This window comes from Sulfitobacter sp. M85, assembly GCF_029285915.1.
In the GTDB taxonomy this organism is placed as follows: domain Bacteria; phylum Pseudomonadota; class Alphaproteobacteria; order Rhodobacterales; family Rhodobacteraceae; genus Sulfitobacter; species Sulfitobacter faviae.
In genome coordinates this window covers 138277-154409 of sequence record NZ_JABECQ010000004.1, presented here as the reverse complement: position 1 = coordinate 154409, position 16133 = coordinate 138277, and the positions used below count along the sequence as shown (strand labels likewise).

Genomic DNA, 16133 nt, shown 5'->3' with positions numbered 1-16133 from the left:
TGTCGTCGCCGCTTATCTGATGGGCGCTGTCCGCAGGAACAGATAGAGCGGCAGGCCACAGCTCACCCCAATACAGAACGTGGCGGGAATGGCAATCAGGCTGAGGAAATTGCGCCGCACGGCGACCTCGGCAATGATCCAGATGGTTAAAGTGACGGCAGCGATGGTCAGATCCCAGACCAGCCCGCTGGCGGCGGCATTGGCGTGCCAAGCGTCCACCATGGCGGTCAGGCTCCAGCCTTCGGCGTTGAACCATGTGACGAAGTAATACATCGGATGCACCGCCCCCCAGACCGCCAGGGCGAGGTAGAGCATCCGCAAAAGCGACATCAGAAACTCTTGACCACGCCGACGGTGGCATAGCCCGACAGGCTGATCCCCGGCTCGGTCGGCGGTGTCGGCGCGGCCTGCCGTGGGGCGGACTGCGGCGGGGTGCAAGCGGCCAAGGCAAGCGCCCCGGCCACCAGTGTGATCTGCAACAGCGGCCTCACGACCCGGCCCCGAGCGAGACGGAGAACGGCCCCCGGCGCAGCCCCACCGCTGTGCCTACCGAGACGCCCGACGAGGACATGGTGATGCTGCTGCTCGCCGTGGGCCGCACCGGTTCGCCATCCGCGCCACAGGCGGCAAGGCTCAACAGGGAAAGGGCCGCAAGAAGGCGTTTCACTTCAGGATTTCCTTCCAACGCGCGATCTGGGCACGCACCTGCGCAGGCGCGGTGCCGCCGTAAGACATGCGCGAGTTTACCGAATTTTCGACGCCAAGCACATCAAAAACATCCGCAGTGATCTCGGCATGGACCGATTGCATCTGCTCCAACGTCAGGTCCGGCAGATCGCAGCCCTGCGCCTCGGCCATGGCGACCAGCGTGCCGGTCACGTGATGCGCGTCGCGGAACGGCAGGTTCGGCACGCGCACCAGCCAGTCGGCGAGATCGGTCGCGGTGGAGAAGCCCGAGCCTGCTGCGGCGGCGAGGTTCTCGCGCTCGGCGGTCATGTCACCCACCATCCCGGTCATCGCGGCCAGCGCCAGCATCAGGTTGTCGGCAGCGTCAAAGACCTGCTCTTTGTCCTCCTGCATGTCCTTGGAATAGGCCAGCGGCAGCCCCTTCATCACCATCATCAGCGCGGTGTTGGCGCCAAAGATGCGGCCCACTTTGGCGCGGATAAGCTCGGCAGCGTCGGGGTTTTTCTTTTGCGGCATGATGCTGGAGCCGGTCGAAAAACGATCCGACAGCGCCACGAAACGGAACTGCGCCGAGGACCAGATCACCAGTTCCTCGGCGAAGCGCGACAGGTGCATGGCGCAGATGCTGGCGGCCGACATGAATTCCAGCGCGAAGTCGCGGTCGCTCACCGCGTCGAGGGAGTTCGCGGCGGGGCGGTCAAAGCCAAGCGCCTCTGCCGTCATCTCGCGGTCGATCGGGAAGGAGGTGCCGGCCAATGCGGCGGCGCCCAGCGGGCATTCGTTCATCCGCGCCCGCGCGTCGCGGATGCGCGAGAGGTCGCGGCCAAACATCTCGACATAGGCCATCATGTGATGGCCCCACGTCACGGGCTGGGCGGTTTGCAGGTGGGTAAAGCCCGGCATGACCCAGTCGGCCCCCGCTTCAGCCTGAGACAAAAGCGCGCGGATCAGCGCTTGCAGACCCTCATCGGCGGCGTCCAACTGATCGCGCACCCAGAGTTTAAAATCTGTGGCGACTTGGTCGTTCCGGCTGCGGCCCGTGTGCAGGCGGCCTGCGGGCTCACCGATCAGGTCTTTCAGCCGCGCCTCGACGTTCATGTGGATGTCTTCAAGCGCTGCCGAGAACTCAAACCGGCCCTCTTCGATCTCTGACAAGATCGTGAGAAGCCCTTCCCGTATGGCCTCGGCGTCGTTATCAGTCAGGATGCCCGTGGCTGCCAGCATGGCGGCATGGGCACGCGACCCACTGATGTCTTGTGCGGCCATCCGTTTGTCGAACCCGATCGAGGCGTTGATTGCCTCCATGATCGCGTCCGGTCCGGCGGCGAAACGGCCACCCCACATTTTGTTCGAGGTCGTGTCGGTCATGTTGAATACCCTTGGAGGGACGTATGAAAAATCTCGTGCTTGGCTTCGTTTATACGCTGCTTGTCGCAGGTGCAAACCCCGCCCTTGCCGGAACGGCTGACATCGCGGGGCTGCGCGAAGGGGACATGAAGAAACTCGTGATCCACGATGCGCCGCAGGCGGCTTCTGACGTGACCTTTAAGCGTGAGGACGATGGCGAGGCGATGTCGCTGGCGGATTACGAAGGCAAGGTCGTATTGGTGAACTTCTGGGCCACATGGTGCGCACCCTGCCGCAAGGAAATGCCGCAGTTGAATGCCCTGCAAAAGGAATTCGGCGGCGGTGATTTTCAGGTGCTGACCATCGCCACGGGGCGCAACTCTGAGGAAGGGATCAAACGGTTCTTCGAGGAAGCGGGCGTCGACAGCCTGCCCCGCCACCAAGACCCGAAGCAAAAGCTTGCCAGCCAGATGGGCGTGTTCGGCCTGCCGATCAGCGTGATCCTTGACCGTGAGGGGCGCGAGATTGCCCGGTTGCAGGGCGATGCGAAATGGGATTCCGACAGCGCGCGGGCGATCATCGCGGCCCTGATCGAAGAAGACGCCGAGAGCTAAGCGCCTCTCGAACGGTCGGGCGCCCGTGCCCAGCTGTCAGGCCACATGCCGCAAGATCGCCGCCTCCGATGTGCTGAGATTGCGCCGCGCGAAACCGCCATAGCTGTGCGGGTCCGTCTCAAGCTGCGGATAGGCCGCCAGCAGCCGCGCCCGGTCCTGCGTGCCAAGGCTGGTGAGCGGGGCCGAGGCGGGATGAAAGCTTTCAGTCTCGACCCCATTGGCCCACATCACCTGATGTTCGGCCAGCAACACATGGACATAGGTCACCTCGCGCAGGGACATATCGCTGGCCACGCTGCGCCCGTTGATCAGGTCCTTGGCGGCGACCAGCACTTCGTCGCAGTTGAACAGATCACGGGCTTGCGCACCTTGCAGCACGATCCGGTGATCGGGGGAGATCAGCAGCGGGGCATCGGGCCGGGCAACCCCCAAGGCACCGGGGCGGAAGCGCACGGGGCGCAGATGCGGCATGGCATGCAGCCGCGCGCCTGTCATCCGGCGGCTGCCGATCCACTCCAGCGGCTGCGCGCCATTGTCCTTGGTCTGGATCAGATCGCCCTCGCGCAACTCTTCGATCAGGGCGCTGCCCTTGGGGGTCCGGATGCGGGTGCCGGGGGTGAAACAGATCACCCCGCCGCCCTCGGGCCGGTCATCGCGCGCCGGGGTCAGGGTGCTGTGCATCACCCAAAGCTCGCTGTTGCGCGGGGGCAGTTCATCGACGAACATCAGCAGCGGCATCCGCCCCGGGCCTGCGTCGATCAGGGTGACGGTATAGGTCCGCGCGCCATTGGTGACCATGAAGCTGTCGTCGGGCAGCGGGGCCGTGCCCAGATCGCGCCGCGGCGCGGGCGGCAGCATGCCCCCCTCCTCCAGTGCCGCCCCGATCAGGCGCTGCACCTTGCGGGCCGCGCGTTTGCGCAGCCGCTCTGCCCCGTCCGCCATATCCAGCCGCAGCACATCATTCGGCCCATCCACCCGGATGGTATCCCCGCGCCACGCCCAGGCCGAGCCCAGTTCGAGCGACTGCACCGGCGCGGCCTCCAGACCGTCGATCTCTGTTTGCGACCAGCTGATGACAAACGTGCCCCGAAAGCCCGTTTTCATAACTGCTCTGCCTGCCTCTTTATTATTACCATTAGCCTAGCAAAGGCGGGGCGCTCGCGAAAGATGGCGTGAATGTGGCAAGCGAACCTGTTGCAAATTGATCTTCCCGCAGCGCCACGCGACGGAACGCTTGTAAATCGTCAGCGTCTTGATAACGTCAAACGGACAAACAGCCGGAGGCACCGCATGTCGGAAGAAGTACCCCCCAGCCCGTCACGCCGCATCGTCTCTTCACGTCACTTAGCTGAGGGCGATGGCTGGGAGGCCTCGGAACTCGAATATGGCATGATCATCGCCTATAACGCCTTCACCCGCTGGATGTCGCGCTGCATGGCGGCGGCGGGGAACGGCGATCTGACGCCCTTGGAAATCCTCGTGCTGCACAACGCCAACCACCGGGGCCGGGAGAAGCGGCTTACGGATATCTGCTTCCTGCTCAACATCGAAGACACGCATACGGTGAACTACGCGCTGCGCAAGCTGGTGAAGGCCGAATTGCTGAGCGCCGAAAAACGCGGCAAGGAGGTGTTCTATCGCACCTCGCCTGCGGGCGCCGAGCTTTGTGAAGCCTATCGCGCGATCCGTCAGGCGTGTTTTCTGGATGGCTTGCCGCGCACCGATATCTCGGGCGACGAACTGCGCAAGATTGCGGCGCAGCTACGGGCGATGTCGGGGCAATATGACCAAGCGAGCCGCGCGGCGGCCTCGCTGTAGAGCGCGGGCGCGAGGGCTGCCCCCCCCGCGCCAGCAATAGCTTAGATCAGCGCGGCAATGGCGCGCGCAGTGTCGTTCATGCGGTTCGAGAAACCCCATTCATTGTCATACCAGCTGACCACGCGGATCATGCCGCCATCGGTCACCCGCGTCTGATCGGGCGCGAGGGTGGAGGAATGCGGATCGTGGTTGAAATCGGTCGAGACCAGCGGCGCAGGCTCATAGGCCAGCACGCCCTTCAACACGCCAATGGCGGCCTCTTGCATCGCGGCGTTCACCGCCTCTGCCGTGGCCGGTTTCTTGGGCATAATGCACAGGTCCACGAGCGAGACATTGGCCGTCGGCACCCGCACGGCGGACCCTTCGAGCACGCCTTTCAGATGGGGGATCACCTCGGAAATCGCGGCGGCGGCGCCGGTCGAGGTGGGCACCATCGACAGGGCGGCGGCACGGCCACGATAGGGGTCGCGGTGCGGGCTGTCATGGGTCGGCTGGTCGCCGGTATAGGCGTGGATCGTGGTCATATAGCCGGTCTCGATCCCGAAAGTATCGTCCAGCACCTTGGCCACGGGGGCGAGGCAGTTGGTGGTGCAGGAGGCGTTGGAGACGATCACGTCTTCGCCGGTCAACTCCTCATGGTTGACGCCGTAGACCACGGTGCGGTCCACGCCCTTGCCGGGGGCCGAGATCAACACGCGTTTGCTGCCATTCTCCAGATGTTTCGCCGCCGCCTCGCGGGCGGTGAAGAAACCGGTGCATTCATAGGCCACATCCACGTCGCCCCAAGGCAGCTTCGCCGGATCGCGCTCTGCCGTCATGCGGATGCTCTGGCCCGCCACATGCAGGGTGCCGTCCTTCAATTCCGCATCCACCGGCAGGCGGCCATGGACGGAGTCGTATTTCAGCAGGTGCAGCAGGTTCTCGGCATCGGTCAGGTCGTTGATGGCAACGACTTCGATCCCGTCAAAGCCGTTCTCGATCAGCGCGCGCAGCACGCAGCGTCCGATGCGGCCAAAGCCGTTGATGGCGATTTTAGTGGTCATGGTGAGTCCTCCGGTGGCCCGGTTTTGGGCGGATTGGCTCGGTTAGCGCTAACATAGCATCGGGTGCGACGGAGTTCAATTGGCCAGAGGTAGGAAATCGGCACCCGGTTTCAAGGCGCCGATCTTGGGCCGTGTTTTCAGCCCGTCTTCATGAATGCGCGCTATGGCGGCGGCGCACGCTGTCGGGCCGCCCCGGCAGGCTGAGCCGCGCATCGCTACGCGCTTGGCGAGAGATCACGCGCCCCTTGGCCACCACAAAAAGCCGGTCAGGCCGCAGACGCAGCGCTTCGATCGGGTTGCCCGCGTCCAGCACCACCAACGAGGCCGTCGCGCCGACCTTCAGGCCATAGTCCTGCAAACCCAGAATCCGCGCGTTCACATTCGTCACCATGTCAAAGCAGCGGCGCATCTCCTCGGGCGAGGTCATCTGCGCCACATGCAGCCCCATGAAGGCCACGTCGAGCATGTCGCCCGTGCCCATGGAATACCACGGGTCCATGACGCAATCCTGCCCCCAGCCGACGTCGATGCCCATGGCCTGCATCTCTTTCACGCGCGTCAGGCCGCGGCGTTTCGGGAAGCTATCGTGGCGGCCCTGCAGGGTGATGTTAATGAGCGGGTTCGGGATCGCGGCGACCTCTGCCTCGGCCATCAGCGGCAGCAGTTTCGAGACGTAGTAGTTGTCCATCGAATGCATCGACGTGAGGTGAGAACCAGCCACCCTGCCCTGCAAGCCGAGGCGTTGGGTCTCATAGGCCAGAGTCTCGATGTGGCGAGAATGGGGGTCGTCGGTCTCGTCGCAGTGCAAGTCGACCATGAGGCCGCGCTCTGCGGCGAGCTCGCATAGGGCAGTGACGGAGCGCGCGCCGTCGGCCATGGTGCGTTCGAAATGCGGGATGCCGCCCACCACATCGACACCCATATCAAGGGCGCGAATGGTGTTCTCATGCGCCGTGGGGTCGCGGTAGAGGCCGTCTTGGGGGAAGGCGACGAGTTGCAGGTCGATGTAGTCCTTGACCGTTTCGCGCACGTCGAGAAGGGCTTCGACACCCAAAAGGCGGTCATCGCAGGTGTCGACATGGCTGCGGATCGCCAGCAGGCCCAGCGAGGCGGCCCAGTCGCAGTATTCCAGCGCGCGGGCTTTGACTTCGTCTTGCGTCATCACCTGCTTGAGTTCGCCCCAGAGGCCGATGCCTTCGAGAAGTGTGCCCGAGGCGTTGATCCGCGGGGTGCCGTAGCTGAGCGTGGCGTCCATGTGGAAATGCGGGTCGACGAAGGGCGGGCTGACGAGGTCGCCGCTGGCGTCGATGGTCTCGCGAGATTCGGCGGTCGAGAGGTCTTCGATGGCGGTGATCTTGTCGCCCTTGATGCCGATGTCGGTGGTGCGGCCGTCGGGAAGTGTGCCGCCTTTGATGATGAGGTCGAACATAGTTTGGTCCTTTTCAGTTATGCCCCGCCCGGGCGCAGGCCGGGCAGCCCCCGGCCGCCCGGGCGGGGGCTTCACCCCCACCCGCGGCCGGGAGCAGCCCTTAGCGATCTATAGCGAAACGTTTAGCGCTCACCCTTGTTAAACGGCACCATAAGGGCAGCGGGTACCTGCGCCCGACGTGACATGACGACCAGTGCGAGGATCGACAGGATATAGGGCGCCATCAGGAAGATCTGGTAGGGAATATCCGCTCCGAGCGGCGTCTGCTGCACCCGGATTTGCAAGGCATCAAAGGCGGCGAACAACACCGCGCCCAGAAGCGTCTTGCCCGGTTTCCACGAGCCAAAGACCACCAGCGCGATGCAAATCCAGCCGCGCCCGTTGACCATCTCGAAGAAAAAAGAGTTGAAGGCGCTCATGGTCAGGAAGGCGCCGCCCACGGCCATCAGACCGCTGCCGACCATCACCGCGCCGATGCGGATGGCCGACACGCTGAGACCTTGCGCCTCGACCGCCGCCGGGTTCTCGCCCGCCGCGCGCAGGGCAAGGCCCATCGGGGTGCGGTAGAGCACCAGCGTCACGACCAGCACCAGCGCGAAGGCCAGATAGGTCAGCGGGGTCTGGTAAAAGAGCGCGGGACCGATCACCGGAATGTCGGACAGAAGCGGGATTTCCAAAGGGCGGAAAGCCTCGATCTTGGGCGGCGAGGTCACCTCGGGCAGCGCCAGACGGTAGCAATAGTAGGTGAGCGAGGTCGCCAAAAGCGTGATGCCGAGGCCGACGACATGCTGGCTGAGGCCGAAAGGCACCGTGAGCACGCCATGCACCAGCCCGAAGGCCATGCCCGAAAGCATCGCCACCGCGACGCCGAACCACAGGCCACCACCGAGGTAGACGGTGAGCCAGCCGGCGAAGGCGCCGACGACCATGATGCCTTCGATGCCGAGGTTCAGCACCCCTGCCCGCTCGCAGATCAACTCACCCAAGGCGGCAAAGATCAGCGGCGAGGCGATGCGGATGGCGGCGGTCCAGAAGCTCGCCTGAAGGAGAATGTCGAAAATATCCATCAGTCGCGCCTCACCCGGAATTTCGTGAGCATGATCGCCAGCACCATCGCCAGCAGGGCCAGCGCCAGCATGATGTCGGCGAGGTATGTCGGCACGCCCGCCGCGCGGCTCATGCTGTCGGCCCCGACGAAGATGCCCGCGACGAAAAGCGCCGCGACCACCACGCCCAGGGGGTTCAGCAGCGCCAACATGGCGACGATGATCCCGGTGTAGCCGAAGCCCGGCGAAATATCCAAGGTGAGGTTGCCCTTGAGCCCCGCCACCTCGGAAAAGCCCGCCAGCGCGGCGAGGCCACCCGACAGAAGCGCCGTCTTGATCAGCACGGCGTTCACCGGGATGCCCGCGAAACGCGCCGCCGCGGGGTTCAGCCCCACCGCGCGCATCTCGTAGCCCAGCGTGCTGCGGCGCTGGATCACCCAGACGACAAGCGCCGAGATCAGCGCGAGGCCCAAGCCCCAGTGCAGCCGCAGCCCCTCGGCGATGCGCGGCAAACGCGCCTCCCCGATCAGCCGGGCGGATTTGGGCCAGCCGAGGCCCATCGGGTCTTTCAGCGGGCCTTCGAGCAGCATGGAGACCCAGAGCAGCACGACGAAGTTTAAGAGCAACGTGGTGACGACTTCATCAACGCCGAAGCGGGTCTTGAGGAAGGTCGGCATCAGCAGCACCACGGCCCCGGCGAGCATAGCGGCGAGGGCAATCGTCGGCAGCAGCGCGAAACTGGGCCATGCCAGCGCGCCGGTGCCCAGCACCACGGTGACCACCGCGCCCATGTAAAGCTGCGCTTCGGCCCCGATGTTCCACAGCTTCGCCCGGAAAGCGACGGCGACGGCGAGGCCGGTGAAGATCAATGGCGTGGCGCGGTTGAGCGTCTCCAGCAGGGCGAATTTCGAGCCGAAGGCACCCTTGATGATCAGGCCCAGCACCGAGAAGGGCTGCGCACCTGCGATCATCGCGAGCAGTGAAGCGACGACCACCGTGGCGAGCAGCGCCAGCGCGGGCAGGCCCAGCGAGCGGGTCCATGTGGGGTTGGCGACGGGTTCAAGCCGCATGGGAGGTCTCCTCGAATCCATCGCCCGCCATCCAGACGCCAAGCTCGGCGGGGGTGAGCGCGCCACGGGCGAAGGGGGGCGAGAGGCGGCCTTCGGAGATGACATGGATCACGTCCGACAGCGCCGTCACCTCGTCGAGGTCTTCGGAAATGAGCAGCACCGCCGCCCCCCGATCGCGGGCTGCGAGCAGTTGTTCGTGCACGTAAGTCAGCGCCCCGATGTCCAGGCCGCGCACGGGCTGGTTGGCCAGCACCACAGCGGGGGTGGTTTCCAACACGCGGCCAAGGATCAGCTTTTGCATGTTGCCGCCCGAGAGCAGGCGGATGCGGGTCTCGGGGCCGGGGCAGCGGACGTCGTAGCCTTTGATGATCTTGGTGGCGAAATCGCGGGCGGCGCGCCAGTTCATCCAGCCGTGACGGGAGAAACCGGGGCGGGAGTAAAGCTCAAGGACCGCGTTTTCGGTGAGGTCGAAATCGGCGATGGTGCCGGTCTTATGGCGGTCTTCGGGGATGCGGGCGATGCCCGCGCCGATGGCGGCATGGGGCGACCAGCCGCGCGGGGCGTCGCCTTTCACGTGAAACGTACCCGAGGCAGGACGGATCAGCCCGCCGATCAGGTCAGCAAGCGCCGTCTGTCCGTTGCCGGACACCCCGGCGAGGCCAGTGATCTGACCCGCGCGCAGTTCGAGATCGACATTCTTCAGCCCCGGCGCGCTGCCGACGTCGGGCGTCGAGACACCCTGAAGCGTCACCAGCGCGGCACCGGGATCGGCGCGGCGCACGACCGGCGCGGCGACCTCACTGCCCACCATCATCTGCGCCATGGCGGCGCGGTCGGTCTCGGCGGTCTTGGCCTCGGCCACCAGCTTGCCGTGACGCAGCACCACGACGCGGGAGGAGATCGCCATGACCTCGTGCAGCTTGTGGGAGATGAAAATGACCGAGAGACCAAGGGCGACGGCCTTGCGCATGGTGGCGAAGAGGTCTTCGGTTTCCTGCGGGGTCAGCACCGCCGTGGGTTCGTCGAGGATCAGGATACGCGCCTCGCGGTAGAGGGCTTTCAGGATCTCGACCCGCTGCCGCTCGCCCACGCTGAGGCTGCCGACCTGCGCATCGGGGTCCACGCGCAGCCCGTAGTCCTCCATCAATGCCACGATCTTCTGCCGCGCCTGCGCCCGGCCAAAGCCGGGTCGCCAGATCGAGCGGGTGCCGAGGACGATGTTTTCCAGAACGGACATATTGTCGGCGAGCGTGAAATGCTGGTGCACCATGCCGACGCCGGCGGCCAGCGCGGCGCGGGGGTTGCCGGCGGGGAGGCGCTCGCCGAACACTTCGACATTGCCCTCGTCAGGCGTGTAGTGGCCGAAGAGGATATTCATCAGCGTGGTCTTGCCCGCGCCGTTTTCGCCCAGCAGGGCAATGACTTCGCCCTGCCGCAGATCAAAGCTGATCGCGTCATTGGCGGTGAGTTTGCCAAATCGCTTGGTAATGCCATCAAGGCGCAGGACCACCTGCGCCTCGGGGTTTTGATCGGTCATTTAGTTGGACTTCGGCTCTTCGTCGTTGATCTCGACCGTGAAGGACCCGTCGCGGATCGCCTTCTCGCGCTCCTCGATGAGGTCCATCGCCTCCTGCGGAACCTTGCCCTCGAAGGTGCCCAGAGGGGCGAGCGAAGAGCCGCCCTCGGCCATGAAGGAATAGCGGCCGTAGTCGTCGGCTTTGAACTCGCCCGCCTTGACGGCGGCGATGGCGGCATCGAGCGTCGGCTCGAAATGCCACAGGGCGGAGGCGACGACGGTCTCGGGGTATTCGGCTTGCGTGTCGATCACGTTGCCGATTGCCAGCACGCCCTTCTCCTGCGCCGCGTCCGAGACGCCGAACCGCTCGGCATAGAGCACGTCGGCCCCCTGCTCGACCATGGCGAAGGCGGTTTCCTTGGCCTTGGGCGGGTCGAACCAGGAGCCGATGAAGCTGACCTGGAACTTGATGTCGGGGTTCATTTCCTGCGCACCGGCCATGAAGGCATGCATCAGGCGGTTCACTTCCGGGATCGGGAAGCCGCCGACCATGCCGATGTTGCCGCTCTCGGTCATCGACCCTGCTACGATGCCCGAGAGGTAGGCCGCGTCTTGAATGTAATTGTCGAAGACCGCGAAATTCGGCAGCGCAGCGTCCTGCTTGAAGCTGGAGCCCATGAGGAAGGCAACCTCGGGGTAATCGGCGGCGACCTCGCGGGCCTCGGCCTCGGCGCCGAAGACCTCGCCCACGATCAACTGGTTGCCGGCCTCGGCATATTCACGCAGCACGCGGGCGTAGTCGGTGTTGGAGACATTCTCGGTGAAAGTGTACTCGATGTCGCCCCGCGCCTGTGCGGCCTCGGCGGCCTTGTGAATGCGGCTGACCCATTGCTGTTCCACCGGCACGGTGTAGACCCCCGCCACCTTGATCGGCTCGGCGGCTAGCGCGCCCTGCGGCAAAAGGCTGGCACCCGCCAGCATGGCCGCCGTGCCCAATAGGAAGCGGCGTGTGAAATTGCGTTGTGTCATTTTTATCCCCCGTTGATTAGGCATTTTACCGTTTGATAAAATATTTTACCTGTCAAGCTTCTCCTGACCCTAGGTCAGCCCAAGCTTTTCCGAATAGGCGCCTTGTGCTGATTAATGTGGCAGTCAGCAGGCGAAGCGGTAAATAGGGTCGACCCCAAGGATCGGATTCTACGATGAGCCATGTATTGCACCGTAACCTGCGCGCCACGCAACCTGTGATCGTACGCGGAGAAGGAAATTTCCTTATTGATGACAAAGGGAAGCGCTATCTGGACGCCTGTGGCGGTGCGGCTGTATCAAGCCTTGGGCATGACAATGCCGCCGTGCGCGCCGCCGTCGCCGCGCAGATGGACAAGCTCGCCTTTGCCCATACCGGTCTTTTCACCAACGCCCCGGCGGAGGCTTTGGCCGACCATTTGATCGCCCGCGCACCTGAAGGCACCGGCGAGGGCCGTGTGATGTATCTGGGCAGCGGGTCCGAGGCGATGGAGGCGGCGCTGAAGCTCGCGCGGCAGTATCATTTGGAGCGCGGCGACACGGGCCGCGCCAAGATCATCGCGCGCAAGCCCAGCTATCACGGCAACACGCTCGGCGCGCTGGCGGTGGGCGGCCATGCCGGACGGCGGGCGCCATTTGCGCCGATGCTGATGGAGGTGGAACATATCGACGCCGCCTATGCCTACCGGCTGCAACGCGACGGCGAGAGCGCGGCGGATTTTGCGCGGCGGCTGGCGGATCAGTTGGAGGCGCGGATTGTCGAGCTGGGGCCGGAGACGGTGGCCGCCTTCGTGGCCGAGCCGGTGGTCGGCGCCTCGCTCGGCTCGCAGCCCGCGCCCGAGGGCTATTTCAAACATGTGCGCGAGATCTGCGATCGCCACGGCGTGCTCTTGATCGCCGATGAGGTGATGTGCGGCATGGGGCGCACCGGCAGCCTTTTCGCGCTGGAGCAGGAAGGCATTTGCGCCGACATCACCACGATGGCCAAGGGCCTCGGCGCGGGCTACCAGCCGATCGCGGCGGTGATGGCGCGGCAAAGCGTGATCGAGGCGATCATGGCGGGCAGCGGCAATCTGTGGAACGGGCACACCTATATGTCCCACGCGGTGGCCACGGCGGGCGCCTTGGCCGTTTTGCAAGAGGTCGAGAGCCGTGATCTGCTAAGCGCGGTGCGCATACGGGGGCAGCAGTTGGAAACCGCGCTGCGCGACCGCTTCGGGCAGCACGCCCATGTCGGCGACATCCGCGGGCGGGGGCTGTTCTGGTCCATCGAACTGGTGGCCGAGCGCGACAGCAAGACGCCCTTTGACGTCAGCCGCAACCTTGCGGGCAAGATCCAGCGCGCGGCGATGGAGGCGGGGATGATCTGCTACCCTTCGCAGGGCTGCGCCGATGGCACGGCGGGGGATCACGTTCTGCTGGCCCCGGCCTTCACCTCCCCGCCCGAGGAAATCGAGATGACGGTCGAGATGCTGGGCACCGCGGTCGACGGGGTGATCGCGGAGGGCTGAGCCCCCCGCCTGCCCATTACCGGCCTTTGATCTGGATCGAGAAGTTGCGCCGCGCCCCGGCGGGCGGGCGCGGGAAAGGGGCGGCCTTGCGGATGATGCCAAGCGCCGCCTGATCCAGCGCCGCCGACCCTGAGCTGCGGGCCACGCGAACCCCTGCCAACTGCCCGCCCCCACCGATCGAGAAGGCGATGACAGCCGTCCCGCGGGAACGGACGCGCGGCTTGCCGACGCGGGCGATGCGGCTCATCACCTTGCCGGGATAGTTGCTGGCCGCCGCATTGCCCGCAGGCGCTGCGGCCCGCTGGCGGCTGCCCGATTGTGCGGCATTGCCCGCGCGGCTGGCCGTCTGCGCACCCTTGGTGTTGTTGCGCTTTGCATTGCCGCGCGTGGTCTGTTTGGGCTTGGGTTTCGGCTGTGGCTTGGGCTTGGCCTTCTTGGCGGCCTCGGCGGCGCGTTCGGGGTCGCGGCGCTGCGGGCGCTGCGACAGGCGCGGCGCGTCATCCTCGGCCTCAGCGGTGAGGGTTTCGACCGGCGGCACCGGGGCGGCAGCCGTAATGGTTGGCGTGGCCTCAGTCGTCTCGGGCGGGGTTTCGACCGGGGTCAGGGCGGGCAAGACCGGCGTCTCTGTCGGCGCGGCGGCGGGCGGGGCCACGGGCATCGGCTCGGCCTCAACCGTCTGCACCGGCTCTGCGACGGGCGTGGGGGTGAGCGTGGGCTCGGGCGCGGGGGTCGGCGGCAGGGCCTCTGCGGTCTCCACCGGTTCGGGTTCGGGGGTTGGGGTGATCTCTTCCACCGGTTCGGCATCCAATGTGCCGACCGCCATATCCTCGAACCGCGTGCCAAGCTGGGCCGCGGCGGGCGCGCCGCCGCCTGCGATCTTGGCGCTGTCGTCGATTTGGGCAAGCTGCGACACGCCTACGACGAGGCTGGCGGCAACGCCGATGGACAGGGTTTTGACGAGACCGGAACGGGGGATCATTGCAGCGCCCTTTCGGTGACAAGCATGACGCGCGCGGCCCCTGCCCCGCGCAGTTCGCGGGTCAGTTCGACAAGGCGACGGGCGGGCAGCGCGCGGTCGGGGAGAAGCCGCACGGTGTCGCGCTCCTCTTCGGGCAGCGCGTCGATGAAATCGGCCACGCTGGCGCGATCTTGGCCTGCGTAGGTCATGCGGCCATCGGCATGGACCACCAGCGCATTGGGCGGGGCGCGCCCCTCAAGCTCGCGGGTTTCGACAAGGTTGAGATCGGAATCGAGCGGCTGCGACAGGGTGCCTGCGACCATGAAGAAGACCAGCATCAGAAAGACGATGTTGATCAGCGCGATGGTCGGTTCGCGTTGCGGTTTGGCCTTGGCGATGGGTCGCATGGTCAGCCCTCCAGAACCGAGACGCTGAGCCCCGGTAGGGCGCGCAGCGCGATGAGCAGATCGGCCAGCGCCTGCGCCTCAACCTCGGCCCCGAGCGAGACCAGAAGCGGCGTGCCCTCTTCGGCTTCGGCCAAGGGGCTGGCGGTCAGCGCCTCAAGCGCCAGCGCATCGCCGTTGAGGCGCAGCCCCTCGGTGGTCAGTTGCAGGAAATAGGGTTTCGCCCCCGTCTCGGCCCCTGCCCCGGATGTCGCTGCGGCCAATTCGATCTCGGCAAATTTTGAGAAGGTCGAGGTCAGCATGAAGAACAACAACAGCAGAAAGATCACGTCGATCAGGGAGGTCATGGAGAGGCGGTTGCGCCGCCGGCGTGGCCTAGCCATGGGCTGGCCGGGGCGCGGCGGCGGCAAAGGGGGTGGCGGCGGGCGCAGCGGCAGGGGCCGCGTTCTGGCCCGGATGCAGCACGGTGAGGATCGCCTTGTCGGCGATGACGCGCTCGTTCTCCATGCGTTGCTCAAGCCAGCTGAGCACCAGCGCGGTCGGCATGGCCACGACAAGCCCCACGGCAGTGGTCAGAAGCGCCACCCAGATGCCACCGGCGAGGATCGACGGGTCCACTTGAGAGCCCGCATCCTGCAAGGCGCGGAAGGCTTCGATCATGCCCAGAACCGTGCCGAAGAGACCCAAGAGCGGGGCAAGCTGCGCCACGGAATCAAGGAGGCGGAAGCCGCGCTCTAGCTTGGCAAAACGCATCTCGGCCTCGGCCTGCAAGCGAGAGGCACCCGCCTCAGGCGCGGACATGGCCAATTCGATCACCGGGGCGAGGTAGCTTTTCGACCGGCCCAGCGCCGCGCGGGCGGCGGCGGCATCGCCACGCTCCCATGCGTTGACCGCTTCGGACAGCGCCCGGTGGCGGCCCACGGCGGCGGCGCGGAACTGCCATGTCTTATAAAGCGCGACCGCAAGGGTCAGCACGGCCACGGCCATCAGGATCACCACCACCGGGCCACCGGTTTCGGCAATGCCCCGCAGCGGGGTCAGCAGCGCGTCAAGTTGATCCATCAGCCCAGCACCTCGATCTCGGTCCGGGTTGCCGGGGCCAGCGCGCTTTCGCAGGTACCCGCCTCGATCCCCGCGCCGTCACAGCTTTGCGCGCCATTAAAGAGGATGCGGCCAAGGTTCTCGCAGGTGGTCTGCGGCACCACGAATTGGCGCACGCGCGGGCGGCCAACGGGCAGTTCGCCGAAATCGAAAAGCGTCAGCCGGTTCACGGTGCCTTCGCGGTCGAACAGCACGGTTTCATAGACCGCCTTGTCGAGCGGGGCGGAAAGCTCGTTGGTGATGAGGAAGGTCAGCTTGCAATTGGCCTCCGTGGTGTCGGCGGCGTTCAGTTCGACCTTGAGCTCGGGCGAGGCGCTGGCCGGGGTCGCGGCGGGCGTCTCGGCGGCGGCGCCTTGGGCGATGGTCAGGGACAGGGCCGCGAGGAACGCGGAACGAAAATGCGGCATGGGGGTGGCTCCCGATGGGTTTGTCTTTGATCACGGCGCAGGTCTGGGGCGCCTGCCACAGCGGGGCAGAATCGTCGCAGCACCTCTTGCGCCAAGCGGAATTACTGTCTGCTGCCTAGCAAAACCGGGCGGCGGTGACAATCCTGACTTTAATAC

Annotated in this window: 19 protein-coding genes; 3 read left to right on the top strand and 16 right to left on the bottom strand. The window is 65.6% G+C overall.

Translation table 11 applies throughout. The annotated features are described in order from the left end of the window. Positions 1-12: 12 nt before the first annotated feature. From HKX24_RS09360 to argH, 4 genes are read right to left on the bottom strand one after another with little or no spacing between them, the layout of a single operon-like run. Positions 13-330, bottom strand: coding sequence for a DUF2834 domain-containing protein (locus tag HKX24_RS09360; protein WP_271691998.1), 318 nt, complete (start codon positions 328-330; stop codon positions 13-15). Next, on the bottom strand, positions 330-479 hold the full coding sequence (locus HKX24_RS09355) for a hypothetical protein (RefSeq protein WP_271691999.1): 150 nt from the start codon (positions 477-479) through the stop codon (positions 330-332). The genes HKX24_RS09360 and HKX24_RS09355 overlap by 1 nt, the downstream gene beginning before the upstream one ends. Positions 480-487: 8 nt before the next feature. After that, positions 488-667: a hypothetical protein gene (locus tag HKX24_RS09350; protein ID WP_271689320.1), complete on the bottom strand. Its 180-nt coding sequence runs from the start codon at positions 665-667 to the stop codon at positions 488-490. Continuing rightward, positions 664-2055: an argininosuccinate lyase gene (gene argH / locus HKX24_RS09345; protein ID WP_271692000.1), complete on the bottom strand. Its 1392-nt coding sequence runs from the start codon at positions 2053-2055 to the stop codon at positions 664-666. The genes HKX24_RS09350 and argH overlap by 4 nt, the downstream gene beginning before the upstream one ends. 23 nt (positions 2056-2078) lie before the next feature. Between argH and HKX24_RS09340 the strand changes: the two genes are divergently transcribed. After that, positions 2079-2648, top strand: coding sequence for a TlpA family protein disulfide reductase (locus HKX24_RS09340; protein WP_271692001.1), 570 nt, complete (start codon positions 2079-2081; stop codon positions 2646-2648). Between the two features lie 36 nt (positions 2649-2684). On the opposite strand, the gene HKX24_RS09335 is transcribed toward HKX24_RS09340, so the two are convergent. Further along, on the bottom strand, positions 2685-3752 hold the full coding sequence (locus tag HKX24_RS09335) for a Hint domain-containing protein (RefSeq protein ID WP_271692002.1): 1068 nt from the start codon (positions 3750-3752) through the stop codon (positions 2685-2687). 186 nt (positions 3753-3938) lie between these two features. Here HKX24_RS09335 and HKX24_RS09330 point away from each other — a divergent pair, with 186 nt between their 5' ends. Continuing rightward, the gene (locus HKX24_RS09330; protein ID WP_271692003.1) at positions 3939-4466 is read left to right on the top strand and encodes a winged helix DNA-binding protein; all 528 of its coding nucleotides are present in this window, start codon (positions 3939-3941) and stop codon (positions 4464-4466) included. A 41-nt stretch (positions 4467-4507) separates the two neighbouring features. Here the strand turns inward: HKX24_RS09330 and gap are convergent, their stop codons facing one another. From gap to HKX24_RS09300, 6 genes are all read right to left on the bottom strand, one after another. Then, positions 4508-5509 (bottom strand): type I glyceraldehyde-3-phosphate dehydrogenase, encoded by a 1002-nt coding sequence (gap, locus tag HKX24_RS09325; protein ID WP_271692004.1) that lies wholly within the window; start codon positions 5507-5509, stop codon positions 4508-4510. A 148-nt stretch (positions 5510-5657) separates the two neighbouring features. Further along, positions 5658-6938 (bottom strand): amidohydrolase family protein, encoded by a 1281-nt coding sequence (locus HKX24_RS09320; protein ID WP_271692006.1) that lies wholly within the window; start codon positions 6936-6938, stop codon positions 5658-5660. A 122-nt stretch (positions 6939-7060) separates the two neighbouring features. After that, complete coding sequence (locus HKX24_RS09315; protein WP_271692007.1) at positions 7061-8005, bottom strand: ABC transporter permease; 945 nt, start codon at positions 8003-8005, stop codon at positions 7061-7063. Beyond that, a complete protein-coding gene (locus tag HKX24_RS09310) occupies positions 8005-9054 on the bottom strand; it encodes an ABC transporter permease (RefSeq protein WP_271692009.1) in 1050 nt (349 codons plus the stop codon). Before HKX24_RS09310 ends, HKX24_RS09315 begins: the two co-directional genes overlap by 1 nt. Further along, a complete protein-coding gene (locus HKX24_RS09305) occupies positions 9044-10591 on the bottom strand; it encodes an ABC transporter ATP-binding protein (protein ID WP_271692010.1) in 1548 nt (515 codons plus the stop codon). Before HKX24_RS09305 ends, HKX24_RS09310 begins: the two co-directional genes overlap by 11 nt. Further along, a complete protein-coding gene (locus HKX24_RS09300; RefSeq protein ID WP_271692011.1) occupies positions 10592-11599 on the bottom strand; it encodes a BMP family protein in 1008 nt (335 codons plus the stop codon). Positions 11600-11772: 173 nt separating this feature from the next. Between HKX24_RS09300 and HKX24_RS09295 the strand changes: the two genes are divergently transcribed. Continuing rightward, positions 11773-13107 carry an aspartate aminotransferase family protein gene (locus HKX24_RS09295; RefSeq protein ID WP_271692012.1) on the top strand — a complete coding sequence of 445 codons (1335 nt, stop codon included), beginning with the start codon at positions 11773-11775 and terminating at the stop codon, positions 13105-13107. A 16-nt stretch (positions 13108-13123) separates the two neighbouring features. Here HKX24_RS09295 and HKX24_RS09290 read toward each other — a convergent pair whose 3' ends face one another. From HKX24_RS09290 to HKX24_RS09270, 5 genes are read right to left on the bottom strand one after another with little or no spacing between them, the layout of a single operon-like run. After that, positions 13124-14086: a TonB family protein gene (locus HKX24_RS09290; RefSeq protein WP_271692014.1), complete on the bottom strand. Its 963-nt coding sequence runs from the start codon at positions 14084-14086 to the stop codon at positions 13124-13126. After that, positions 14083-14472, bottom strand: coding sequence for a biopolymer transporter ExbD (locus HKX24_RS09285; RefSeq protein ID WP_271692015.1), 390 nt, complete (start codon positions 14470-14472; stop codon positions 14083-14085). The genes HKX24_RS09290 and HKX24_RS09285 overlap by 4 nt, the downstream gene beginning before the upstream one ends. A 2-nt stretch (positions 14473-14474) precedes the next feature. Continuing rightward, on the bottom strand, positions 14475-14852 hold the full coding sequence (locus tag HKX24_RS09280; protein ID WP_082852071.1) for a biopolymer transporter ExbD: 378 nt from the start codon (positions 14850-14852) through the stop codon (positions 14475-14477). Further along, positions 14845-15531 (bottom strand): MotA/TolQ/ExbB proton channel family protein, encoded by a 687-nt coding sequence (locus tag HKX24_RS09275; RefSeq protein ID WP_067264877.1) that lies wholly within the window; start codon positions 15529-15531, stop codon positions 14845-14847. The genes HKX24_RS09280 and HKX24_RS09275 overlap by 8 nt, the downstream gene beginning before the upstream one ends. Beyond that, a complete protein-coding gene (locus tag HKX24_RS09270; RefSeq protein ID WP_271692016.1) occupies positions 15531-15977 on the bottom strand; it encodes a hypothetical protein in 447 nt (148 codons plus the stop codon). The genes HKX24_RS09275 and HKX24_RS09270 overlap by 1 nt, the downstream gene beginning before the upstream one ends. Positions 15978-16133: the final 156 nt, after the last annotated feature.